The organism is Paenibacillus sp. MB22_1 (assembly GCF_047200555.1).
GTDB lineage: Bacteria > Bacillota > Bacilli > Paenibacillales > Paenibacillaceae > Fontibacillus > Fontibacillus phoenicis.
The window spans coordinates 2210610-2232671 of sequence record NZ_JBLADV010000002.1; the positions used below are offsets into that span (position 1 = coordinate 2210610).

Consider the following 22062-nt stretch of genomic DNA (forward strand, 5'->3'; position numbering starts at 1 on the left):
GGAGAGCTTTTTTATGCCCATTTTTGGGGAGGCGATTCATGGTGTATTTCACGAAAGGGAGGCGTCGTCAGTATGAACGCCTGATGCAAGAAAAGCCGGGTTTCAATCGCATTGAAGTTTTGGAGGATGAAACCGAGGAACCGCAAACGCGAAACAAGAAATCTCGTGAAGCCGGCCTATCAAAGCGAAGCCGGGGAACGAAGGAAGACCGCAACTTTCCAGGAAAAGAGGACGGACGATGGAAGAAATGAAGCGAATGGTGGACAACTACGAAGTCGTTCAGGCCATCTCCATCGGGAAGGTGGAAGTGCTGCTTGGCATAGACGAAACCAATGCCGAACGTCCGTACATGGTTTGTACCTGCACCCGAAACAATTCGTTGGGTGTCGAGCTGTATTACGCGATTGCGGCCGGCGCGGATTATCTTGAGGCCGTGCATGACTTTGTTTCCCGCGTGCAATGGGAGCTGGAGGATCTCAAAGAAGAAAGGGCCAGTGTCAAGGTGCCCCTATCTCCCCTTACCCAAGCCCAATGCCAGCCGAATCGCGAAGACATGCGCATTGACAACCAGGTTGTTGTCATCCGGCCGGAACGGTTGCGACCCGAATATCGCACCGCAGTTAACCAGCTTGTGCTGGCGCTAAGCGGGTTTGGCACCTCTGCCTATTCCCGAGGTCGCGCCGTTTACGTGATCAATCTGTATACCGGTGAGGAGGCTCGCTGGAATCGGGATGATTTTATGGGTCTGATAAAACCGGAGCATATGCCCGCATGGGCGCAAGAAAAACTGGAGCAGCATCAGGCTGTATCCCAGCAAAAGCCTAAGCGCCGTGACGAGGCCCGGTAAGAGATGCAATTCCATATATAGGAGAAAGGAGACGTGAGCGATGTCGTGGACGTATCGGCACCGCAAGACGCTTATTATCGCCGCGATTGCCGTAAGTGTTTGTTTACTTGTGGCTGCGGCCATTTATTCTCTGATAAAGCAATCAGAGCAAGAGCAGAAACAGCAACAGATGAAGGAACACTACGAAAGGCAGATCAAGGAACTGAAAACGATAGAGGAACAATCGCGCAGGAACGTCTGGACCGTGGCACGAACCATTCCGGCCGGAGGTACCGTCACGGCGGAGGATCTCCAGTCCGTCCCGATGCCCGCGAGTCTGGTGCCATCCGGGATGATTACTGAACGGGAAGCGGCCATCGGCAAAAGCGCCAAAATCGAATTGCAGCCCGGAACACCGCTGATGTCGTCCATGCTGTACGAGAGCACGCCGATCCCGAAGGATGTGCGGGTGCAGGAGTTTCATGTCATTCAGCTTCCCTCCAATCTGCAAAAGGGACAGTACATCGACGTGCGAATCAACTTCCCGACAGGAGAAGATTATGTCCTGTTAGCGAAGAAGAAAGCGCGGGAGTTGTCAGGAACGGTCATCTGGCTCGAAATGAACGAGAAGGATATTTTGCAAACGTCAAGCGCGATTATCGATGCCTACTTGCAAGGCGCACGGCTGTATGCCCTGCCGTATATCGAGCCGGGATTGCAGGAAGCAGCTGTGGTCAATTATCCCGCAAATCCGAAAGTGCTTGATTTGATGGAACATGATCCGAACCTGCTCGAAAAAGCGACAACCGAGCTTGCCCGCCAGCTTCGCCTGAAACTTGATGACAATCTCAAGGCGATGAGCGAGTCGGACAAACTGCGCGTAACGAGCGGCAGCGTGACGGTTCAGCAGCAACTGCAAAACGAGCGGATCGTCACGCGGCAAGGCAATGCCATGCAAGAAGCGGTTCCATCGCCGCAACCGGCAGGCGCAACGGCTACGGTCGATCACGAACCGCCAGCCGCGCAACCGCTGCCTTCCCCTTCCGCTCCGACAACGACGAATGAAGATCAACCGGAAGCGTCCGCGGAGCCAGCGCCATCAACGCCAGCATCGCCGTCGGAAGCGCCTGCCAGCACGGATAAATTGAAGCAAATTTTTAATCAGTGAAGGAGGCTGTCATGAAAAAAGTCGTGTTTTTCGGCGCGCCGGACAAAAGCCATCTGCTTCTCGTGCTAGGCAAGCTGCTCACGGCGATGGAGCGAAAGGTGCTGATCGTGGATTCCACCCTTGCCCAGTCCATGCAAGGCTATTTGCCGCAAGTAGAATTCGGCTATTCGCTGCGGGAGTTTGAAGGCATCGATGTGGCGACCGGGTTCATCACGCCAGCGCAACTGGAGCGTTGCCTGCTTCAAGCCGGTGGCGAAACAGCATACGATGTCATGCTGCTCGACACCGATCACACCGAATTTGTGAAAGGACGGGAGTTGCCGGGCTATGACAAGCGGGTTTGGTGCAGCAATTATCGTCGGCTCGGTATGCAAATCAACGCGAATCTGATGCAGCGGCTGTGCCTTCACGAAGCGGAGGGCCAGCCGCTCTCGTTTTACAAACTGATTACCCCTACCTTGCCGATCGCCATACCTGAGTCGTATATCGATTTGTTGCTGCCGCAGCAGGCTGTACGCTGGGAGGAGGCCGTGTTCCGCTTTCCGCTGGACGAACGGGATATGTCGGTCGAACTGGACAACCAGCATCATGGCCGCATCGATATCAGGCGGCTGTCAGGGGTGTATCGCCGGAACGTGCTGGACATGCTGCAACAGTTGTTTGAATGCGATGCCAAAACGGCCCGGCGGGCATGGGTGCGTGCGCGAAAGCGTGCGTGAGGCCGGTAAAGTTGCACGAAAGGAGATGAAGCAATGGGTTTTACCGTGGTGTTTTGGAGTCCGGTTTCGGGACAAGCCGGTACGACGAGCAACCTGATCGCCTCCGCCGCGCTGCTTGGACTTGAATACTCCTCCCGTCTTTTGCTGCTTGGGCATTTGCAAAGCGAATACGCGGTCATCGAACGCAGCTTTTACCCGAGACGGACCTGGATGAGCAAAGCGGACGCTCCGCCTGACGCGGGTATCGATGCGCTGCTCAGGCTCTTGCAGAACCGCAAGCTGGAACCGAACAGGTTGCGGGATTACACGCTGCCGCTGCTCGCCGACCGGCTCGACATCCTTCCGGGATCGAACAAGCCGGATGCATCGTTTGTTTCAGCCGCTCAGGAATGGCTTGCGCCTCTTTTGGAACTGGCAAGGCGCGCTTACGATCTGGTATTGCTGGACGGCGGAAGCGGCAGTTTGTCGGCGTGGACACAGGCGCTGCTGCGTCAGGCGGATTTACTGGTCGTCTGTCTGCCGCAAAACGGGCTCAAGCTGGAGCAGGTCTTTCCGCTAATGGAGGCGCAGCTTCAGTCCAACCGGAAGCATTTGCTTGTATTCGGAAAATACGATCCTCGCTCCGCTTTGACCGTTAAGAATATCAAGCGCCAGTTCCATCGGCGGGAGCCTGCGTACCCGATTGTCCATAATACGGGCTGGCTGGATGCGACCCAACAAGGAGAAGCCGTCCGTTTTCTATTTCGCAACCGACAGGTGCCGCGCGGTCATGAAAACTCACTGTTTATGCAGCAAGTGCGGACATTGGTGCAGGCGCTCATCAACAACGCCGGACTGAACAAGCCTCTTTTCGGCGGGAAGGAGGACGATGACCGATGATGTTCGCGCTGAACGGCTTGCTTCTGGCGGGCATCCTCATCGCGATTGGCGTCTTGCTCTATTTGCGCATGAGCCGCCGCTTGCCGGAGCAGCCGGACGAAAAACCGGCCTACACGCTGGAAGCGATGACCACGTTTGTGAAAGAGGCGCTGCACGAGATGACGAGCAGCAGCCTGATCGACTTCGGCTTGTCGGAAGAAGAATACCGCCGTCGCAAAAACAAGCGCGCAGAACTCAAGAAAGCGCTGCGGGGCTGCACGTCCGGAGATTTGCGGGACAAGGCGTATGTGAAGCAGGTCATCGCCGATTTGCTCGAACAGCGCTACAATCTGGACGACAATAACCTGAATCGGCTTCTGCCGTTTGATGACCCGCAGGCGCTCTCACCGCAAGATCAGTTTGACATCCTGCTCTATCTGTTTAAGAAACAACATCGGTTGAGAGCACTGGACGAACTGATTCAAAAATACGAATTGGATCGCCCCAAACGGAGTATGGAAGACGAAGAAACCGAGTCATATCGGATTACCGCCGACGAAATCCGCGACATTTACAAGCGGGAAGCGCGCAAGCTGTCTGCCGAGGACAAAATGCAGATCGTTGTGCAGCGGATCTATCAGCAATACAAAGGATTCAGCGTCATCGACGAAATTCGCGACATGAAAATCGACGGCGTATCGGGCGGCGTCTCCGGCATCCCGCCCTCGATGTGGGAAGGCGAGTGGAGCCTGGAGGAAGAAGCGCTGCTGCGCGAGGTGCCAAGGTCGCATGACAGCGTGTGGCTGTTTTATAAAGGGAAATCCATTCATTTGAGCTTCCTGTCCTTCGGCTCGGAGCAAGAACTGAGGCGCGTGTGCCAGAACGTGTACAAACATAATTTTCCCGGCCAATTGTCCGAGGCGAACGGCTTTAAGGTGAACGAAATGGCCGACGGCTCCCGCGTCGTCGTGCTGCGCCCCCGGTTCAGCGAATCGTGGGCTTTTTTTGTGCGCAAATTCGATGTGCAAAACGCCGCGCTGGAACAATTGATTCAGGACGACAATGCGGAGTTGCCCATCGGGCTGATCCGATATCTGGTCATGGGCGAGCGCATTACGGCCATCACCGGTGCGCAGGGCAGCGGCAAAACGACGCTCTTGATGGCGATGGTGCGCTACATTCCGGCCATCTTGCCGATTCGGGTGCAGGAAATGAGCTTTGAGCTTCAGCTTCGGAAAATATACCGGGATCGCAACATTTTAAGCCTGCGGGAAACGGAAACGATCTCCGGGCAGGACGGGCTGGACATTCAGAAAAAAACGGACGGCTCGGTCAATATTTTGGGAGAAGTGGCGACCGACCCGGTTGCCGCCTGGATGGTGCAGATGGCGCAGGTCGCTTCGCTGTTCACCTTGTTTACGCATCATGCCAAAACATTCCGCGATCTCGTCTATTCGCTGCGCAACTCGCTGCTGAAGACAGGGGTGTTTACGAACGAAAAAGTGGCCGAGCAGCAGATCGTCAGCGTCATCAACTTCGACATTCACCTCAGGCGGGACGCGGACGGACATCGCTACATTGAACGAATTACCGAATGCGTCCCGGTGGAGCAGGAAGAGGGCTACCCGGAGACGTTCCGCCACAAAACGACGACCGAGGAGAAAATGACGGCGTTCATGGAGACGATGCTGGAATATTTCCGCCGATCGACGGACCGACCGCTTTACGTCGCGCGGAACGTCATCGAATACCGGGACGGACGCTATGTCGCCGTTCATCCGTTGTCCGAGCGAAGCCGCAAGGAAATCGCTGCATGCCTCGCCGGGCCGGACCAGGCGGCGTTCGAGGCGTTTTTGGCGGTTCACTGGGGGGATAGCGATGAAAATTGAATGGCTGTCCCTGTTGCTGGGCGCCTCGACGTTATTGTTTCTCGCGATGGTGGCGGCGTTTCAATGGGTATCCCGTCACGGTTCGGACGTGGAGGCCGTTCGGCAGTATGAAGCGCTGCGCAAACCGGGCAAAGCCCGCAAGAAGCAAGCGCTGCACAGCGTGTTGCAGCAGTTGTATCGCCTATGCGAACGCGTACCGATTCTACGCGCTTATTTGTACCAACTTCGCAAACGAATGACCATTCTCCAGCTTGGCGACGAATGGAAGCTGCGGCTGGAAACGATGAGGACGGCGCTCCTCATTTGGGGCGTGCTGCTCGCGGCGGCTGTTCCGCTGGCGATCGGCGTGCGCGACCCGGCCACGCTCGGCATGATTGGCATCGGCTTCTGGGTTGGCCACGGAATCCTTTCGGACAATCTGGTGCATCGGCTGGAGACGCGACTGCTTCGGCAACTCCGGCATTTCTTTTCGGATGTGCGCCATCATTATCATCGTCATGGCATGGTGGAAGAAGCCATTTATGAAGCAGCGGACGGCGCTCCGTATGAGATGGCGCTGCACGGACACGAAATATACGAAGTGCTCACGGCAAGCGATGCCGAGCAGCGGCTGGCGCAGTATATCGAGAGCGCGCCGAACCGCTATTTGCAGGGCTTGGCCGGGCTGTCGCATCTGGTGAAGGAATACGGCGACAAACGAACCGCAACCGGTTCCGTGTACTTGAAGGCGCTTGGGAAGCTTGCGACCGAACTGAATCTGGAACTGCTGCGCCGCGAGCGCCTCAGTTTCCTGTTGCAAGGACTGACCGCCATCGCGCTGTTGCCACTGCTGTTTACCCGGCCGATCGAAGCTTGGGCCAGCCATTACTTTCCGGCCATGGACGCCTTTTATGCGAGCACGACCGGCTGGATCGTGAAAATCGGCCTGATGGCGGTCGTATGGCTGTCCTACGTTCTGCTGCGGAACATTCAGGAGCTGGACGTGAGTCCAAAACCAACCGGCCGAAAAAGATGGGAGAAACGGGTTTACGAATGGCCGTGGATGCGCTGGCTTGTGCATCGTTTCGGTCCCGCCCCCGGTTCCCGTGAAGCTGACCGCATGGTCAAGCTGCTGAAAGACACCGCGTCGCCGCTTCGGCTGGAATGGCTCTATGTGCAGCGCATCGTGGCGGGGGGCATGGCTTTTCTGGCTGTGCTCGGGATGTTTATGGCGCTTCATGCCGCAAGCCGGCATCAAATCTTGTATGCGCCGGTAAAGCAGGGCATCCTGTTCGGTCAACTTTCGCCGGAAGAGGAAGCCAAGGCGCGCGAGGCGGCGGCGCTCGATCGCCGCATCATCGATCGCGTAAAGGAGGTGAAGCATCGCACCGAAGAAACGGTGATGGCCCTGCTCCGCAGCGAATCGCCAGCAACAAACAAGGACGATCAGCTTCGCGCCGCGGCTCGGCGCATTATGGGCAAGCTCACGAAGCTGGACAATCAGTATGTGAAGTGGTGGGAAGCGCTCCTCGCCGCTCTCGCGGGATGGGGCGGCTACGCCATGCCGGTCGGCGTTCGGATGTTCCAGCGGCGCATGCGGCAGATGGAGATGAAGCATGAAGTGGACCAACTGCATGCCGTCATCGCCATGCTGGCGGATCTGGACCGGATGTCGGTCGAGCATCTGCTCATCTGGATGGAACAGTTTGCCCGCGTGTTCAAGGAACCGCTGCAAACGTGCTTGCTCCATTTCGAACAGGGCGCAGATCAGGCGCTGGCGCAGCTGAAAGAGGATGCGCCGTTTGTGCCGTTCGTCCGCACGGTCGAAAAGCTGGAACTGGCGGTGCAAAGTTTGCCGATTCGGGAAGCGTTCGACGACCTGGAGTCGGAACAGGCTTACGCGCAGGAGCAGCGCAAACAGGAGTACGAGCAATTGATTGAGCAAAAGGCAGGCTGGGGAAAATGGATCGGATTTGCGCCAATGATGGCCCTCATTTTCGGCTATCTGGTCATTCCGCTCGTCATCGTCAGCTTGCACCAGATGTCCGTTTACTACGAACAGCTTCAGCGCATTCAGTAAGCGGACATGTTGCGGCGCTTTCCAAACGGGAAGCGTCTTTTTTATTTCGAATTTCATTTGAAGGAGAGATCGGTTCATGTCCAACGCGCAAAAAGCACTTGTGATGGCGGCAGGCATTTTTCTTGCCATCGCGCTCATTACCCTTGCCGTCGTATTGTTTATTTCCGCGCAAGACTCCACCAAGGCGGCGCAAAGCAATTTCAGCAATATCCAGACGGAGCTGTCGCAAACGGCGTTTACGGTGTACGACAACACGACGTTGTCGGGCAGTCAGGTGGTCAACGCGCTGCGCAAGTTCAGCGATCAGGACCAGTTCGGCATCCAGATTGTCACCGGGAAAAATCCGGCGGGTCAGTGGTATGGCAAGGTGATCAACACGGGTGTTCCGATCGACAGCGTGACCTACGGCTCAGTGGTTGGTGAAGCGCCGGGGCAACTGAGCCATGCGCTCGATGAAGCGAATATCAACTACGTCAATCCGAGCGGCAAATTTCGGGCGCAACTGGTGCATGACAGCAGCAACGTCATTCGCGGCATTGTGTTTCGGCAGCAGTAAGCGTCCTTACAGACATCACAACGCTGATGGGGCGTCCTTTCGGGTATAGACGGACGCCCAGTTTTTCCAAGGAGGAAGCCGATGGAACATGCCCCCAGAACGATGCTGGAAATGAGCGTGGCCTGTCTTCTCTTTCTGATGGCCGTAACAAGCGGACTGCTACTCTTTCAAACCGGGGCCGCGCTGAACGCCACCGCCTATGTGTCGGGAAAGTCGCTGGATCGCAACATGCAGATGACGGTTTCACCGCTTTCCGGCGACGGCACCGTATCCGGCGCAGAGGTAGCGCAATCCATTGCCCGGCTGGAGACGGGAGACGCGGAAATTGTGGTGGACGGCGTTCGATACGTGCCGCCGCTCGATCGGGACCAGTTCGTCCCCGCCGGCATTCGCCTGAATGCCCGGTATACGGCAGTCGCCCAGCGAGATGCGTCCGGACAACTGGTGCGTCTCATTTTCGCTTTACGCTAAGGAGAATGCCATGAACAGTATCTCGAAAGTTTTCGCGGCGCTCATTGCCGTTCTTTTGCTCTACCTCTACCCCATTTCCGCAGCCTTCGACCAGCAGGACGATATTTCGGAACTGGTCGTCCTGAAAGCGACGACAACGTTTGTGGATGCAGTGCGGGACAAGGGCTTTGTGTCGCCGAGCATGTATACGGACTTTATGGAGGCGATTGCGGCAACGGGCAACACCTTCGATGTGCAAATGGAACACGGAAGCAAAAAGTACGTGCCGGTTTACGACGACCCGACAAGGCCGGATACGTTTCGGGGCAGCTACGAAGTGCACTACGACATGTTTTACAACGCGCAGATCCTGCCCGTTCTGTTCCCGAACAGCGCGGCCGCAAAAGACGATCCGGCGAGACGCTACAAACTGCGGGTCGGCGATACATTTGCGGTCACGGTTAAAAATACGAACCGGACTCCCGGCACGATCCTGTTCGATTTCCTGAACCAGGCCATCAGTCCGAACGAAAAAATCTTCATTCCTTACGGCGGGGTGGTGCGCAATGAGGCTGATTGAATGGGCCATTGTCGGGGCGCTCATTTTCCTGCCGTTTGCGACCGTGAACCGGATTGAAGTCGAAACGCAGCGGAAGGCGCTATTGACCGAGCTGCGCTATAACGCCGCGCTGGATGCCGCGGTGGATGACGCAGCGCGGATGTTGACCGTCAATGCGAATCAGCAGCGGGAGACGCAATACGAATCGGCCAAGCGGGTGGCGCTGAACAAGGACGAAGCGATTGCCGCTTTTTATCGGACGCTGTACGCAAGCTTCGGCATTGCCGACGATCCCGTTGCCCAAGGCGTACTGGGTCGGTATATCCCGGCTATTGCGGTGATTGGTTACGACGGTTTCTACGTCTATGCCGAGGAGGAGTGGACGGGAGCCGACGGGAACACGGAACGGAAACCGGTTTGGGGAGCGAAGAAGCCGTATGCCTACGCCGATTCATCGGGCAACAGCCTTTCGTTCACGCTGGACGATTTCGTCCTCGCTTACGATGCGGACAGCCGGAGCTGGCACGAAGGCTTGCGGGCCGACGTTAGGCATCAGACGAACATTGCGCTATTAAAGGATGCGGAGCGATTTGAGCAGGTGCGCCGGAGCACCATCGTCCGCGCAATTGAAGACGAACTCGCCTACCGGATCAACAAACACAACGAATCGGTTTCCCGATACGGCTTTTCTTACACCTTCACGCTGCCGACCATTTCGCAGGAGGAATGGCACAATACCGTGGATGACGTCGGGGTGCTTGCCTTTATCCAAGGCATTCCGATGGGAGGCAAGTTTTACAACAACTATGCGCTCGGCGGAAGCCGCGTGCTCAAAAAGCCGGAGATTGTCGGAGCCAGGAAAGGAAGCATGAAAGTGTATTATCGCAGCACATGCGACTTTACTTATCCGGTGGAAGAGACGTTTTCCAGCGAAAAAGCGGCCGCGCAAAAAGGCTATATGCCGCTGGGCTGTCCTGACTCGCCATCTTAACGAGACGGCGGTGATTTCGGAAAGTGGACACGCCGTCAGATCGGCTTTATGATGAACCTAACAGTCGAAATCTTCCAAACTTGTCATGATCCATATTAAGAGAGGAGCGAATGGCGTGAGAAAATGGGTAATTGCAGGACTTGTCGCCGCGATGATTTGCAGCTTGTTCACCGTAACGGCAAGCGCGGCGAGCAACCCTCCGTCCTTTGTCAGCGTCGTCATGGACGGACAAAAAATCTGGTTTCCCGATGCGCAAGCATTTGTCGATGAAAACAACCGGACGCTCGTGCCGGTTCGATTCATCGCGGAAAAGATGGGCGCGAACGTAGGCTGGGAGCCCAAAACCATGACCGTACCGATTGAGCGGGACGACCTGCATATTGTGCTTACGATCGGCGAAAGCAAGACGCTCGTCAATGGTAAAGAAGTGGCCTTCGATTCGAAGGCGATCACCAGCGGCGGCCGGACGTTTGTCCCGCTGCGTTTTGTCAGCGAAGCGCTGGGGGCGGAAGTGAATTGGGATAGCCCGACATCGACCGTCTTCATTTCCACACAAGAAGACGCCAATGCGAAGTACGATGAATGGGGCCGCCTGATTCGCACAACCAACCTGCCCAAGAATGCGCAAGATTATCCTTATATACTTGCCGATGTGCCGAATGAAGCCTATGAAATGGCCTATCCCTACTCGCATCCTACGGACAGCAAGGTTTCTTCAGTGCTCTATTCGACCATACCGGAATTCAATAAGAAAAACGTGGATATATGGATGAACCGGTTGAAAATGTTCGGCGCGCTGTGGCTGAATGTGGACTACAAAACGATTGACGATTCTTGGGCGCAGGCGGTATTCGCCACGAAAATGCAAAGCTCCAATGCGGAATTGAAATATATCCGGCGGTATGTGGAGTGGGTTAAAGAAAACAAGATTCAGACCGAAGGATACCTTGATCCCGAGCCTTCCATGATCTATAAAGACGGGTTTGGAAATAATTATGTACGTTCCAAGTTTAGAATCAAATTCAACTCATTCACGGAAAGTAAAAATTTGCTGTACGATGAGCGGTTCCCCAATGATCGCAAATTCGATAAGCAGGTTTGGTACGAAGGTTACGCGGATATTTCCCTTTCCACGAATGTTGGCGGCGATTGGGGCAGTACATTGAAAGTCGATCCGGGAGCCAGTTTATTCCGCAATTATTTCATCAGAAAGGCGGACTCGGAATAGATGAAGAAAAACAAATTCATAAAATCGGCGTTGAGCGTGCTTCTGGCATGCTCTTTTTTATTTTCGGGTTTTCCTTTCACAGCGAAAGCCGAAACCCCAAAAGTAAGAACTGAGGCAGGAAAAATCAGCTTTGAAATCACCAGTACGGCTGCAACATCGTCTATTAGATACAGAACCGCGGGTTGGACGGTGCGCCGTGACCAATTATGTTCGAATACGACGCCCAAGCAGTGTGGCGATCCGAGAAGCGGCCAACATGCTTCATTTTTGGACCAGCAAGTACGGCAAGTAGGACAAGACCCGAATCCGCCGATCCCCGGCCAGCCTGTCACGACCTATTACGAAGTCAGCGAGGCGCTTGTCACGGAAGGCATGTGGAACGCGGGCATGGGCGACATCAAAGACAACGACGACTTATATTTGTATGCCATCATGGTGTCCATCGACGGAAACGGCAACGTGCGCAAAGGGCCCTTTTATACGTTAGATGAGATCAAGAGAGCCGAACCTTGGGCGCACCCGGACGACTTGGACGATTATTTCGGCATTCATGTACCCTATCGAAGCGCGGAATTTCCCGTCGATGTCATTGCAAAAACCGTAGACGGCATAGTCATTCAAAGACCGGAAGTTACATTTCTAAAGGGCGAGTACAAAGTCGGGGAAACGATCAATCATGAATTTCCCGAAACGATTGAGGACAACGGAAAAACGTATACGATCGTTCGTTCCTATTTATCGCCCAAGCAGGACCCGACGCGGAAAGACTGGCTGCAAGAAGACCCGGAAACCAATCCGAAGGTGCGAACGCGAAGCTTTACGGTGCATCTGGGCGGAACGGACGCGGTTGCCGAATATGCGGAGAACAATCCGGTGAAGGCCATCTATCAAAAAGAAGACGGCACCAAACTCAAAGAAGTGGACAAAGGCGTTTTCGCAACCGGCGAGGAAGCGAACCATACGTTCGAAGGACAAATCACTTCCGGCGGTCAGACGTATGAAATCATCCGCTCTTACATTACGAACAATAACAAACCCGACGAGAAGCTGTTCATTCAGGAAAAAGGCGACCCCAAGCTCAAAGAGCGCTCCATTCTGGTGGGATCGGGCGGCTCCAACTTTATCGGCATTTACAAAATTCCCTCCTCGGTAACGGTCGCGTCCCGGATTGAAGCGCCGGAAACGGTCGACCAAAACGTGACCGAAGTGGACGGGAATTTTGTTTTTGAAGTCAAGTCGTTAAAAAATTTGCAGTCATACGAAATCACGGATATTCGAAATGCCAGGCTCGTTCAAACGGGCGACAAAACCGGAAACCTCTCCGGCACGTCAACGAGTAAAACGATTCCGATCAAAATCCCGTTCACGTCCGGCGACAAAGTGAGCGTGCAAATCACCGTCGTTGTGAAGGATGTGGACGGCAATACGGGGGACTCGACATCCGATCATACGGTACGCAAAGGCGACGGCGACGGAAAACCGCAGCCCGGCGCTTCCCAGCAGGCCGAAGCGATGGAGCCAAGCGCTTCTGCTGTCATTCAGGCGGATGCGCGCGGCGCAGAAAAATTTGATGTGCTGCAAGGCATTCCGACTTCAGAGAACCTGTATGTGAACGCTTTGGCCAAATCGTACTTGTATCGCAACACGTTCACGGAAACGACCGGCACGAAGCAATACCCGATTCAGGTGAGTAAAACATATACCCTCACCTGGACGGAGACGCGATCCGGCCCGCCCGATGCGGACGGGAATCCGACCACCATTACCGTTCCGCGTTCAGATACACAGACGGTCACCAAAAACTATTCGATTGAACGCAAGTACAGCTTCTGGACGATTCAAAATCTCGAAGTGTACGGCATTCAGAAGGCGATTGTCTCCAATTATGCGCTTCCGTCGGGAACGGTGACGCTGGAGCCGAATGGCTATGCGCCGCCAACCGTTTCCGCCGCGCATGATGCGTCGCTCAACGCGCATATCATCGATCCGGTCTATTCGAATGTGACGCTTCCCGGACAAACGATTTCCGGCGGCTCCAGGCGGCCTTCCGTACCAAACGAGGACTGGACCAACGAGGCCGAGAAAGCCATCGGCAAGATCAAGGTGAAAAATGACTCATTCGTTTTTAACGGAAATACAATCATGGACAATCGAATCGTTGAGGAAAAAGGTCCGACGCCGGGAGCGATTCCAGCTCCGCCAATGATTGGGCAAGATGTGCTGTACGGCTCTGGCTATGTCATTGATGCCGGAAAAACGAATAAAGCCAATCAACCGAGCACCGGAACCATCTTTTATACACTGGTTAAGGGCATTGGCGGCGGAGAAAACAAGAGCTATCCGATCGGCGGCATCAATCCGGTGACGGTGCATACGCCGGTGGTGAACTACGCCTCGGTGTCGGACGATCAGGCCCACAACCAGAAAACGCAGCCGACTGCCGGGCGGTCGGCGCTCATTCTGGACCGGCCCTTCTCCGTGACGATTCCGACAAGCGGCCCGCACATGGACATCAAGGGCTACGGAAATCGGGATTATGCCAAGTATGTGAGGGACAAGCAGGTACGCTTTCCGTTCGATGTGTACAAAGCGGATCGCACGTCGTTCGTCCCCAAGGACACGTGGGTGTCCATCCCGGTCGGTCAGTTGCAGACGACCTTCTACTTGCCCGTTTGGGTGGACGAGGGCCATTACGACGTGTTATTCCGAACGTTTGCCGAGAATAGTCCGGCCTCCTTTACGTCCCAGATGAATGCCAATCTGGACTTGTCCAACCATGTGGCTACGCAGGTGGTTCCAGTGGAAGTGATCGGACGTCTCTATGATTTCCGCATCACCGACATTGCCGATTTTGCCTGGGAATCGGTGTTCCGCACCCAAAAGGGCAGCGCGACGCCGACAGGAAACGCCTACTGGGTCGGCACGAAAGGCATTGACGGCGCACCGCGCGGCAATACCCCTCCTTACGTGCTGCCGGTACGGCAAGGCAGTCACCCGGAGAGCGGCAAGAAAAATGTTGCGGTCAAAACGGGTTACCATGTCAAATTCGAAGTCATGACGAAAGGCAACATGTTCGGCTCGGGCGACGGCATCCTCATTACACCGACGTTTTATTTTGTGGACAGCAAGGGGAAGAACAGGCAGGAAGTCGATCTGTACTATCATTCAGGCAGTCAGCGGTTTATTCGTATTGGCTCCAGCGACGATGTGGAGAAACGGTATGTGACGCTCGACGCTCGCCTGCGCAATGTGCCGAAGCAGGAGTTGACCGGCACCGCCGCAACGCTTTGGTCGCTGAACGGTTCGCCCGGAGCGAGGCAGACGTTTATCGATCAATATGTAAAGGATGCGCAGAAGCCGACCTATGTGGGCGGCTACGATATCATGCTGCTGCCGCCTCAGCTTCGGACGTTTGTTGGCAGTATGCAGGTGCCCTCCGGCATCGATGCGGCCCGCGCCAACGCTTCGGTGCAGCGGTGGAGGGGGGACTACAGTTTGCCCGCCGCGCCGTACGTGGTGCCGAAAGGCTTCAATCTGGCCGAGTACGGCCGCACGCACCGGCTGGACGATCATGCGCCCGTATTTCTGAAGGATGGGTACATCATCGTCAATTTCAACATCGAAACGATCCGCAATCAAGACTTGAACCATCGGCATCTGCAATACAAAAACGCGCCGCTGGACAATCAGTGGCGGATGGAAGGGTTTCAGCCCAGCTTCGTCGATCCATACGGGGCAACGTTCTCCTTGCTGGACGGCGACGTCGTCTTTTATCATGCCGATTTGTCCAGCTACGACGATTATGGCACAGGGGGAACCCATTAGAGGATACTTCTATACCAGCCGGGAGGAAAAGAATATGCTGGAAAAACTGCAAACGGCCGTGTCGCAGGACGCGGCCTATTTTTAGTGTGCCACGCATGGCGATTAACTAGGTGGAGAAAGTCCACTGTGGGGGTTTGTAGTTACCAACCACTAGCCAAGAGCAAGGGTGTCCACCGCGAGGTGGAATCCAAAGGAAGCTGGAGGCAAACTTCCGGCCCAAGGAACACGAACATCATCAGGCATAGGATACGGGATGAGTCTGCTAAACAAGACGAAGTCCAATTAACTACACGGACGTACCAATGTAAATGATGTGGGTATATGGAAGGAAAGTGAATCGTCTTACCGTGGGAGGTCTCATGGACGTGAGGAGATGCACTTCGAATCACGGTTGAAACAAGATTTATCATGAGAAGTCAGCAGACGCCATAGTACTGCGAACAGTCGACGGTTCGAGGGAAGGGCTGAACCTTAGGAGGTGAAGTCAATGAAAGTTACCGAAACAGGAGCCAAGGGCAGCCAACTTCCAACGGAAGACTCTCTGCAAAAGAATAGTGCGGAACACGAAGGATATGCGGGAGTGCACAGTCCTGCGAGGATAACCGAAACCGACGACACCAACGCAACCGAGTCGAAGGACCGGTTGCTTGAGAAAATCGTTAGCAGGGACAACTTGAACGAAGCATTCAAGAGAGTCAAAGCGAACAAGGGATCGCACGGAATCGACGGGATGGGAGTAGATGAACTTCTACAATATCTCAGAGACAACGGCGAGACCATCAAGCAACTGATCTTGGGCGGCAAGTACCGCCCGAATCCCGTTCGAAGGGTAGAGATTCCCAAAGAGAACGGAAAGAAGAGAAACCTTGGCATTCCAACAGTGGTTGACCGAGTCATCCAGCAGGCAATCGCCCAAGTGCTTACGCCAATTTATGAGAGGCAGTTTTCAGACAACAGCTACGGATTCCGACCCAAACGGAGCGCACACCACGCGATGAAACGAAGCCAACAATACGTGCAAGAGGGATATCGTTACGTGGTGGATATGGACTTGGAGAAATACTTTGACACCGTCAACCAAAGCAAGCTCATCGAGGTGCTTTCAAGAACGATCAAAGACGGACGAGTGATCTCGCTCATCCATAAGTATCTCCGGGCGGGAGTCGTCGTGAAGCATAAGTTTGAGGACACGGAAATCGGCGTACCGCAGGGAGGGAACCTAAGTCCGATTCTCAGCAATATCATGCTGAATGAATTGGACAAGGAACTGGAAGCAAGAGGACATCGATTCGTGCGATACGCAGACGATATGCTCATATTCTGCCGGAGCAGGAGGAGTGCGGAGCGTACCCTGACGAAAATTCTCCCTTACATCGAGAAGAAGTTGTTTCTCAAGGTAAACCGGGAGAAAACGATTGTGGACGATGCGACAAAAGTTAAATTTCTTGGCTTCTCATTCTACCAGAGCAAAGGGGAAACGCGGGTCAGAATCCATCCCAAATCCGTATCCAAGATGAAAGCTAAAGTGAAAGAGCTAACGTCGAGAAGCAACGGAATGGGCAACACCGACCGGGCGCTGAAGCTTAGGCGTTACATCATGGGATGGGTAAATTATTTCAAGCTTGCTGACATGAAACAACTACTCCAAACCACTGATAAATGGATGAGAAGGCGTATCCGAATGGTCTTCTGGAAGCAATGGAAACGAGTGAGGACGAAACTCGAAAGGCTTATATCGCTCGGAATTCATGAACAGAAGGCGTGGGAATACGCAAACACAAGAAAGGGCTATTGGAGAATCTCCAATAGCCCAATCCTCTCGAAGTCCCTCGGTAACAATAGGCTGAAGAACCTCGGATTCCTTTTCTTTTCTGATTATTATCGACAAGTTACTGCGCATTCCTAATGGAACCGCCGTATACCGAACGGTACGTACGGTGGTGTGGGAGGTCGGCTGCCCAATTAATGGGTAGCCTCCTACCCGATTTCTGCTTCAATAGAGAAGGATACGAAACGCGGATGCATCGGGCATCTGCGCGGTTATTTTGGCAGCAGCGGCGAGACATTCTGGGCAAACTGGTTCGAGCATTTGCCAACGCTAAAAACGCCGGCTTTCCGGGCGGAACTGGATGCGGTTGTGCAGGCACTGACGGAGCAGGGATGGCTTCAAAGCCGCAGCCGAATGCATCAACTTTGCATGTTGCATCCGGAGGCCCGATTATCGGGGGCGTGGCATTCCGGCGTATACGGCTTTTGTTTTCAAACAGAGCGCCATCGGTACTACCTGCGTTGTTTCCCGCATGCGGGAGACTACAATTTCTATCTGTACTGCTACATCCGGCCGGATCGTTTGTCGGAACGGTCGCCGGAGCGTTAGCGTCTGCCGAGGAGGAAGTTTATGAATGATCTTACCCGGTATCAACTGCTGGCCAAAGCGAAGGTCCCTCCTGCAGCAAAGCTATTGTACAGCTACCTGATGGACCGCGCGGGCGGGCGGCACGGCTGCGTCTTGTTGTCCGGCAAAAAGCTGGCTTTGGAGGTGGGTCTCTCTCCTTCCACTGTCCGCCGAAATCTGCATCGCCTGCAACTTATTGGACTCATTCGGATTACGGCCCGTTATTCGGAGGGGGAAGGCATTCGCCTCACCAATCAAATAACGTTTCGGTAAGGGAGGTGCTCTCGTGACAGCCAAGTTGCAGCGCATCGTCGAACTGGCTGCCGGCACGGCTCGCACGGTAACGAATCAGCCTGAGCGGTGGGCGGATTTTTTGCGGACGGCGGCCTGGAACTATAAATATCCGTTTCAGGATCAACTGTTGATCTACGCCCAACGTCCGGACGCAACGGCCTGCGCGCCGATTGACGTCTGGAACAAGCGGCTGGATCGCTGGGTGAAACGCGGCGCAAAAGGGATTGCCCTGATTGAAGACCGAGGCAACCACCTGGGCCTGCGCCATGTGTTTGACGTATCGGATACCCAAAGCAGACGCCAGCCGCAGGTGTCGCTTTGGCGGTTGCAGGACAGCGACACGGCTCATGTGATCGAAACGCTGGAAAATGCGTTCGGAGCGCCGGACGAGAGCGAACGGCGTGCGGATCTGCCTGCCGCGTTGCTCGCTGCTGCGCGGAATGCGGTGGATGACAACAGCGCCGATTATGTGGCGGAGTTGATGAAAGAGCGGGAGAACAGTTTGCTTGAGGACCTGGACGTTCCGCATGTGGAATTGTTGTTCAAACAAGCGTCTGAAAAAGCCGTCGCTTATATGGCCTTAACCCGCTGCGAGTTGAATCCCGAACTTTACATTAGCACCGAGGATTTGTCTTCCATTGGTTATTTCAATACGCTTCCAGCATTATCCCACTTGGGCGCAGCGATCAGCGATGTGTCCGAGATGATGCTACGGGAAGTGGAATCGACCGTCCGAGCACTGCGTCGGGATGCACAACATGCAAATGAGGGGCAATCGTTTCATACCCTTGCAAGACCCGATTCCTTGCCGCACAATGAAGCTACTCGACAAGAAAGGAAGGATGAACATGGAACTGACGTACTCGCCGCAAGGGGATTATCTGCTGCCCAACCTGACGCTGAGCGAAGCGGAGACGACCATCGGGAAGTACGGGATGATGCGCAAGACGTTCCTGAAAACCGAGCGGAAGGGCATGTACGCCCATCTGATGTTGTCGGGGCAGTTGAACCAACATCTGGCGGAAGTCGACCGGACAGCGCGGGAGCAGATCGACCGGACGATGCAGGAGCTGCTCGCGTCTCACCCGGCGCCGGACAAGGCGAGCGATCCGCTGGCCTGGACGGGACACATGAACAACCTGAAGCAGCAGGCGGAGGAACTGATTCTCGCGGAACTGATTTATCATTAAAATGGTTTGATCGGGAAACGGAGGACCGAGGTCTTCCGTTTTTTCATGACCATGCCATCATCAATGGCATGCTCCGAGCCGCGCCGCTGCGGGAGAGCAAGTCGGACATCACAGCATTTTTCCTTGCTCACGAGGATGAGCGCGAGCGCATGTTGTATGTGCGCGGTTTGTTTCCGGCAGGCATCACCGAACTGACGCTTGATGAAGGCGTACGAGCAGGATTTGAACCGTATCGCAACGTTTTGCATCTGTGGACAGGGACGGCGGAGGAACGCACGGCGCAAAGCTTTTACGATTGGGGTGTCATCGCCGGGCATCTCGCCAGCATGATGCTGTTGAACGAATTTGACTTGTCGCGAAAGTCAGAACCATCCATCGAGCAACAGACGCTGTGGATGGAACAAGCGGAGGACGCAAAAGCCTCCGCTTTTTTCATGCCGCAAGCGGTCATTGACGCCATTTTGCAAAACGGCAGCGGTTTTGAGAACGGCAAGTATCGCATTGCGCTGCATTTCCAGCAGTCGCTGTCCGCACAGGAGAACGCCGATTTCCTGAAACGGGAATACGGGACCGGCGGGCGTCTTCCCGCGCTGATCGGCACGGATATTCACATGAATTATGACAGCAAAGGCATCACGCTGACCCGCGGCTCGATCATGAACCCGGATACGCAGGTGGTGCTGCCGTGGATGAACGTGCAGAAACGTATCGGCGAACTGCTGGCAGCGGGTCGTTACTTGAACCGGAAGGAAGCCGAGCGATTGCCCGCCTTTGCGGAAGAACAGGAGGAAAAGCTGCGGCTGCAAGCGGCGGAATTGGACAGGTCCGATGTGCCGCAGCCGGATGCATCGTCGGGGCTTTCCCGACCGGACGCGCAAGCGGAACCGGAACACACGCCTGTGAATCGGGAACGGGCGCGCTACGGTTATGACGCAGGCAGCACGGTCTGGATTGGTGCGGACGAATATGAAGTTGTGCAGCTGGAGCAACGAACAGTGGTGCTGCAAGACCGTCAGTTCCCGCTCTTCATCAAAGAGGTGAATCGCCGGGATTTTGAGCGAATGCTGCGCGAAAACCCGCTGAACGATCATTTGATTACCGGAGAGCAGGAATCGGAATGGACTGACGAAACGGCATGGGAAACGGCGGAAGATGCGGTTTTACCGGAGGAGAAGCCGGTGACGGAAGGGCCAGAGACCGTATCGCAGCCAGACACTTCCCTTTCCTCTGATGGTGCGGCCGGCCGCACCGCGCCAGCCCGTCCGTCTGTCCCGGCTGTCAACTACCGGATTACGGATGATGAACTGGGGCATGGCGGCGCAAAAACGAAGTTCAAATGGAACATGGAAGCAATTCGGCTGCTGAACAAGCTGGAACAGGAGCAGCGGCAAGCGACAGCGGACGAGCAGGCGATACTGGCTCGATATGTTGGATGGGGGGGCATTCCGCAGGCGTTTGACGAAGCGAACACGCAGTGGGCAGCCGAATATGCGGAACTGAAAAATGTGCTGGAGCCGGAGGAATATGCATCCGCCCGCGCGTCAACGCTGAATGCCCATTATACGTCTGTGACCGTCATCAAGGCGATGTACGACTGTCTGGAATCGATGGGCTTTCGCAGCGGCAATATTTTGGAGCCGTCCTGCGGCATCGGCAATTTCTTCGGACTGGTGCCGGAGTCGATCCGAGGCTCGCGGCTGTTTGGCGTGGAACTGGACAGCATTACCGGCCGTATTGCCAGGCAGCTATACCCGCAGGCGTCGATTGCGGTCAGCGGCTACGAACAGACGAATTTGCCGGACAGCTTCTTCGATCTCGCCATCGGGAACGTGCCGTTCGGCGGTTATGGCGTGGCGGATAAACGTTACGACAAACACAAGTTTCTCATCCATGATTACTTTTTCGCCAAGACACTGGACAAAGTGCGTCCGGGCGGCATCATCGCCTTTATTACGTCCAAAGGAACGATGGACAAGCAGAACCCGGCGGTTCGCAAATATATTGCGGAACGCGCCGAACTGCTCGGAGCGGTGCGTCTGCCGAGCAATGCGTTTCTGGCCAATGCCGGAACCGAAGTAACTGCCGACATCATCTTTTTACAGAAACGGGATCGCATGGTCGCCGTCAGCGAGCAAACCGAAGCATGGCTATCCCTGTCCGAGACAGCGGACGGTGTGCCGGTGAATCGTTATTTCGCGGAACATCCCGATATGGTGCTGGGCACAATGGTTTTTGACGACCGGATGTACGGCAACCGCCAGGAAACGTCCTGCAAGCCATTCCCGGACGCCAATCTGGATGAACTGCTGCGCGAAGCGTTGTCGGGCATCCATGCCGAATGGGCGGAGCTGGAACGGGAAGACCAGCCGGAGGAAGAAGAACCTTCTCTCCCTGCTGATCCGACTGTGCGCAATTTCAGCTTTGCGTTGGTGGACGGACAAATCTACTATCGGGAGAACAGCCGAATGCGGCGTGTGGACACTTCTGCTACGGCGGCAGGCCGCATCAAGGGAATGATTCAGCTGCGGGACACCGTGCGCGAGCTGATCGAGTACCAAACCGAAGACTACAGCGATGAGATGATAGAGCAGCAACAGCGCAAGCTGAATGCGCAGTATGACCGGTTTACGGCGCAATACGGCCTGATCAACAGCCGCGCCAACAGCCTTGCTTTTTCGGACGACAGTTCCTACTTTCTTCTTTGCTCGCTGGAAATCATCGACGAGGAAGGACGGCTGCTGCGCAAGGCGGATATGTTCACCAAACGCACCATCCGGCAGCGCATCCGCGTGGAACAGGTGGATACCGCTTCGGAGGCGCTTGCCGTCTCCATCGGCGCAAAAGCCCGTGTCGATCTGCCGTATATGGCGCAGCTAACCGGTTGGACGGAAGAACAACTGATAAAAGAGCTGCGCGGCGTCATCTTCCCCAATCCCGAAAATCTGGACGAGGAAGGTAAGCCGATCTACGAAACCGCCGATGCGTACTTGTCCGGCAATGTGCGGGAGAAGCTGCGTGTGGCCAGACAGTTTGCCGCATACGATGCCGAACGTTA

General features: G+C 55.1%; 18 protein-coding genes. 17 read left to right on the forward strand and 1 reads right to left on the reverse strand.

Annotated features, from left to right (window positions below; genetic code table 11):
• The first annotated feature begins 38 nt into the window (after window positions 1-38).
• From ACL02P_RS21920 to ACL02P_RS21995, 16 genes are all read left to right on the forward strand, one after another.
• On the forward strand, window positions 39-251 hold the full coding sequence (locus ACL02P_RS21920) for a hypothetical protein (RefSeq protein ID WP_124331911.1): 213 nt from the start codon (window positions 39-41) through the stop codon (window positions 249-251).
• Window positions 239-847, forward strand: a complete 609-nt coding sequence (locus ACL02P_RS21925) for a hypothetical protein (RefSeq protein ID WP_412838074.1) — start codon at window positions 239-241, stop codon at window positions 845-847. The genes ACL02P_RS21920 and ACL02P_RS21925 overlap by 13 nt, the downstream gene beginning before the upstream one ends.
• A gap of 40 nt (window positions 848-887) precedes the next feature.
• Window positions 888-1994, forward strand: coding sequence for an SAF domain-containing protein (locus tag ACL02P_RS21930; protein WP_124331909.1), 1107 nt, complete (start codon window positions 888-890; stop codon window positions 1992-1994).
• 11 nt (window positions 1995-2005) lie between these two features.
• On the forward strand, window positions 2006-2713 hold the full coding sequence (locus ACL02P_RS21935) for a hypothetical protein (RefSeq protein WP_124331908.1): 708 nt from the start codon (window positions 2006-2008) through the stop codon (window positions 2711-2713).
• A gap of 33 nt (window positions 2714-2746) precedes the next feature.
• The gene (locus tag ACL02P_RS21940; protein WP_412838075.1) at window positions 2747-3592 is read left to right on the forward strand and encodes a hypothetical protein; all 846 of its coding nucleotides are present in this window, start codon (window positions 2747-2749) and stop codon (window positions 3590-3592) included.
• Entirely contained in the window at window positions 3589-5460 is a 1872-nt protein-coding gene (locus tag ACL02P_RS21945; RefSeq protein WP_412838076.1) for an ATPase, T2SS/T4P/T4SS family, read from the forward strand. Before ACL02P_RS21940 ends, ACL02P_RS21945 begins: the two co-directional genes overlap by 4 nt.
• A complete protein-coding gene (locus tag ACL02P_RS21950; RefSeq protein WP_412838077.1) occupies window positions 5450-7519 on the forward strand; it encodes a hypothetical protein in 2070 nt (689 codons plus the stop codon). Before ACL02P_RS21945 ends, ACL02P_RS21950 begins: the two co-directional genes overlap by 11 nt.
• A gap of 76 nt (window positions 7520-7595) precedes the next feature.
• Window positions 7596-8075 carry a hypothetical protein gene (locus ACL02P_RS21955; protein ID WP_027093301.1) on the forward strand — a complete coding sequence of 160 codons (480 nt, stop codon included), beginning with the start codon at window positions 7596-7598 and terminating at the stop codon, window positions 8073-8075.
• An 81-nt stretch (window positions 8076-8156) separates the two neighbouring features.
• Window positions 8157-8546, forward strand: coding sequence for a hypothetical protein (locus tag ACL02P_RS21960; protein WP_110843994.1), 390 nt, complete (start codon window positions 8157-8159; stop codon window positions 8544-8546).
• A 10-nt stretch (window positions 8547-8556) separates the two neighbouring features.
• Window positions 8557-9105, forward strand: coding sequence for a hypothetical protein (locus ACL02P_RS21965; protein WP_124331904.1), 549 nt, complete (start codon window positions 8557-8559; stop codon window positions 9103-9105).
• Window positions 9092-10075, forward strand: a complete 984-nt coding sequence (locus tag ACL02P_RS21970) for a hypothetical protein (RefSeq protein ID WP_124331903.1) — start codon at window positions 9092-9094, stop codon at window positions 10073-10075. Before ACL02P_RS21965 ends, ACL02P_RS21970 begins: the two co-directional genes overlap by 14 nt.
• A 115-nt stretch (window positions 10076-10190) precedes the next feature.
• Window positions 10191-11303 (forward strand): copper amine oxidase N-terminal domain-containing protein, encoded by a 1113-nt coding sequence (locus ACL02P_RS21975; RefSeq protein ID WP_412838078.1) that lies wholly within the window; start codon window positions 10191-10193, stop codon window positions 11301-11303.
• Window positions 11304-15128: a DUF5704 domain-containing protein gene (locus ACL02P_RS21980; protein WP_412838079.1), complete on the forward strand. Its 3825-nt coding sequence runs from the start codon at window positions 11304-11306 to the stop codon at window positions 15126-15128. It abuts the gene before it with no gap.
• A gap of 487 nt (window positions 15129-15615) precedes the next feature.
• Window positions 15616-17034: a group II intron reverse transcriptase/maturase gene (gene ltrA, locus ACL02P_RS21985; protein WP_036646752.1), complete on the forward strand. Its 1419-nt coding sequence runs from the start codon at window positions 15616-15618 to the stop codon at window positions 17032-17034.
• 183 nt (window positions 17035-17217) lie between these two features.
• Window positions 17218-17505, forward strand: a complete 288-nt coding sequence (locus tag ACL02P_RS21990; protein ID WP_412838080.1) for a hypothetical protein — start codon at window positions 17218-17220, stop codon at window positions 17503-17505.
• Between the two features lie 21 nt (window positions 17506-17526).
• Entirely contained in the window at window positions 17527-17796 is a 270-nt protein-coding gene (locus ACL02P_RS21995; RefSeq protein ID WP_412838081.1) for a helix-turn-helix domain-containing protein, read from the forward strand.
• Here the strand turns inward: ACL02P_RS21995 and ACL02P_RS22000 are convergent.
• Window positions 17771-18367: a hypothetical protein gene (locus ACL02P_RS22000; protein WP_174719587.1), complete on the reverse strand. Its 597-nt coding sequence runs from the start codon at window positions 18365-18367 to the stop codon at window positions 17771-17773. The genes ACL02P_RS21995 and ACL02P_RS22000 overlap by 26 nt on opposite strands.
• A gap of 298 nt (window positions 18368-18665) precedes the next feature.
• Here ACL02P_RS22000 and ACL02P_RS22005 point away from each other — a divergent pair, with 298 nt between their 5' ends.
• Window positions 18666-19007 carry a TnpV protein gene (locus ACL02P_RS22005; protein ID WP_227872724.1) on the forward strand — a complete coding sequence of 114 codons (342 nt, stop codon included), beginning with the start codon at window positions 18666-18668 and terminating at the stop codon, window positions 19005-19007.
• Window positions 19008-22062 lie beyond the last annotated feature (3055 nt).

Coding starts and splice junctions, on each gene's coding strand:
- ACL02P_RS21920 (WP_124331911.1), top strand. CDS start 39: ATGGTGTATTTCACGAAAGGGAGGCGTCGTCAGTATGAACGCCTGATG.
- ACL02P_RS21940 (WP_412838075.1), top strand. CDS start 2,747: ATGGGTTTTACCGTGGTGTTTTGGAGTCCGGTTTCGGGACAAGCCGGT.
- ACL02P_RS21995 (WP_412838081.1), top strand. CDS start 17,527: ATGAATGATCTTACCCGGTATCAACTGCTGGCCAAAGCGAAGGTCCCT.
- ACL02P_RS21965 (WP_124331904.1), top strand. CDS start 8,557: ATGAACAGTATCTCGAAAGTTTTCGCGGCGCTCATTGCCGTTCTTTTG.
- ACL02P_RS21955 (WP_027093301.1), top strand. CDS start 7,596: ATGTCCAACGCGCAAAAAGCACTTGTGATGGCGGCAGGCATTTTTCTT.
- ACL02P_RS22005 (WP_227872724.1), top strand. CDS start 18,666: ATGGAACTGACGTACTCGCCGCAAGGGGATTATCTGCTGCCCAACCTG.
- ACL02P_RS21950 (WP_412838077.1), top strand. CDS start 5,450: ATGAAAATTGAATGGCTGTCCCTGTTGCTGGGCGCCTCGACGTTATTG.
- ACL02P_RS21930 (WP_124331909.1), top strand. CDS start 888: ATGTCGTGGACGTATCGGCACCGCAAGACGCTTATTATCGCCGCGATT.
- ACL02P_RS21980 (WP_412838079.1), top strand. CDS start 11,304: ATGAAGAAAAACAAATTCATAAAATCGGCGTTGAGCGTGCTTCTGGCA.
- ACL02P_RS21945 (WP_412838076.1), top strand. CDS start 3,589: ATGATGTTCGCGCTGAACGGCTTGCTTCTGGCGGGCATCCTCATCGCG.
- ACL02P_RS21960 (WP_110843994.1), top strand. CDS start 8,157: ATGGAACATGCCCCCAGAACGATGCTGGAAATGAGCGTGGCCTGTCTT.
- ACL02P_RS21925 (WP_412838074.1), top strand. CDS start 239: ATGGAAGAAATGAAGCGAATGGTGGACAACTACGAAGTCGTTCAGGCC.
- ltrA (WP_036646752.1), top strand. CDS start 15,616: ATGAAAGTTACCGAAACAGGAGCCAAGGGCAGCCAACTTCCAACGGAA.
- ACL02P_RS21970 (WP_124331903.1), top strand. CDS start 9,092: ATGAGGCTGATTGAATGGGCCATTGTCGGGGCGCTCATTTTCCTGCCG.
- ACL02P_RS21935 (WP_124331908.1), top strand. CDS start 2,006: ATGAAAAAAGTCGTGTTTTTCGGCGCGCCGGACAAAAGCCATCTGCTT.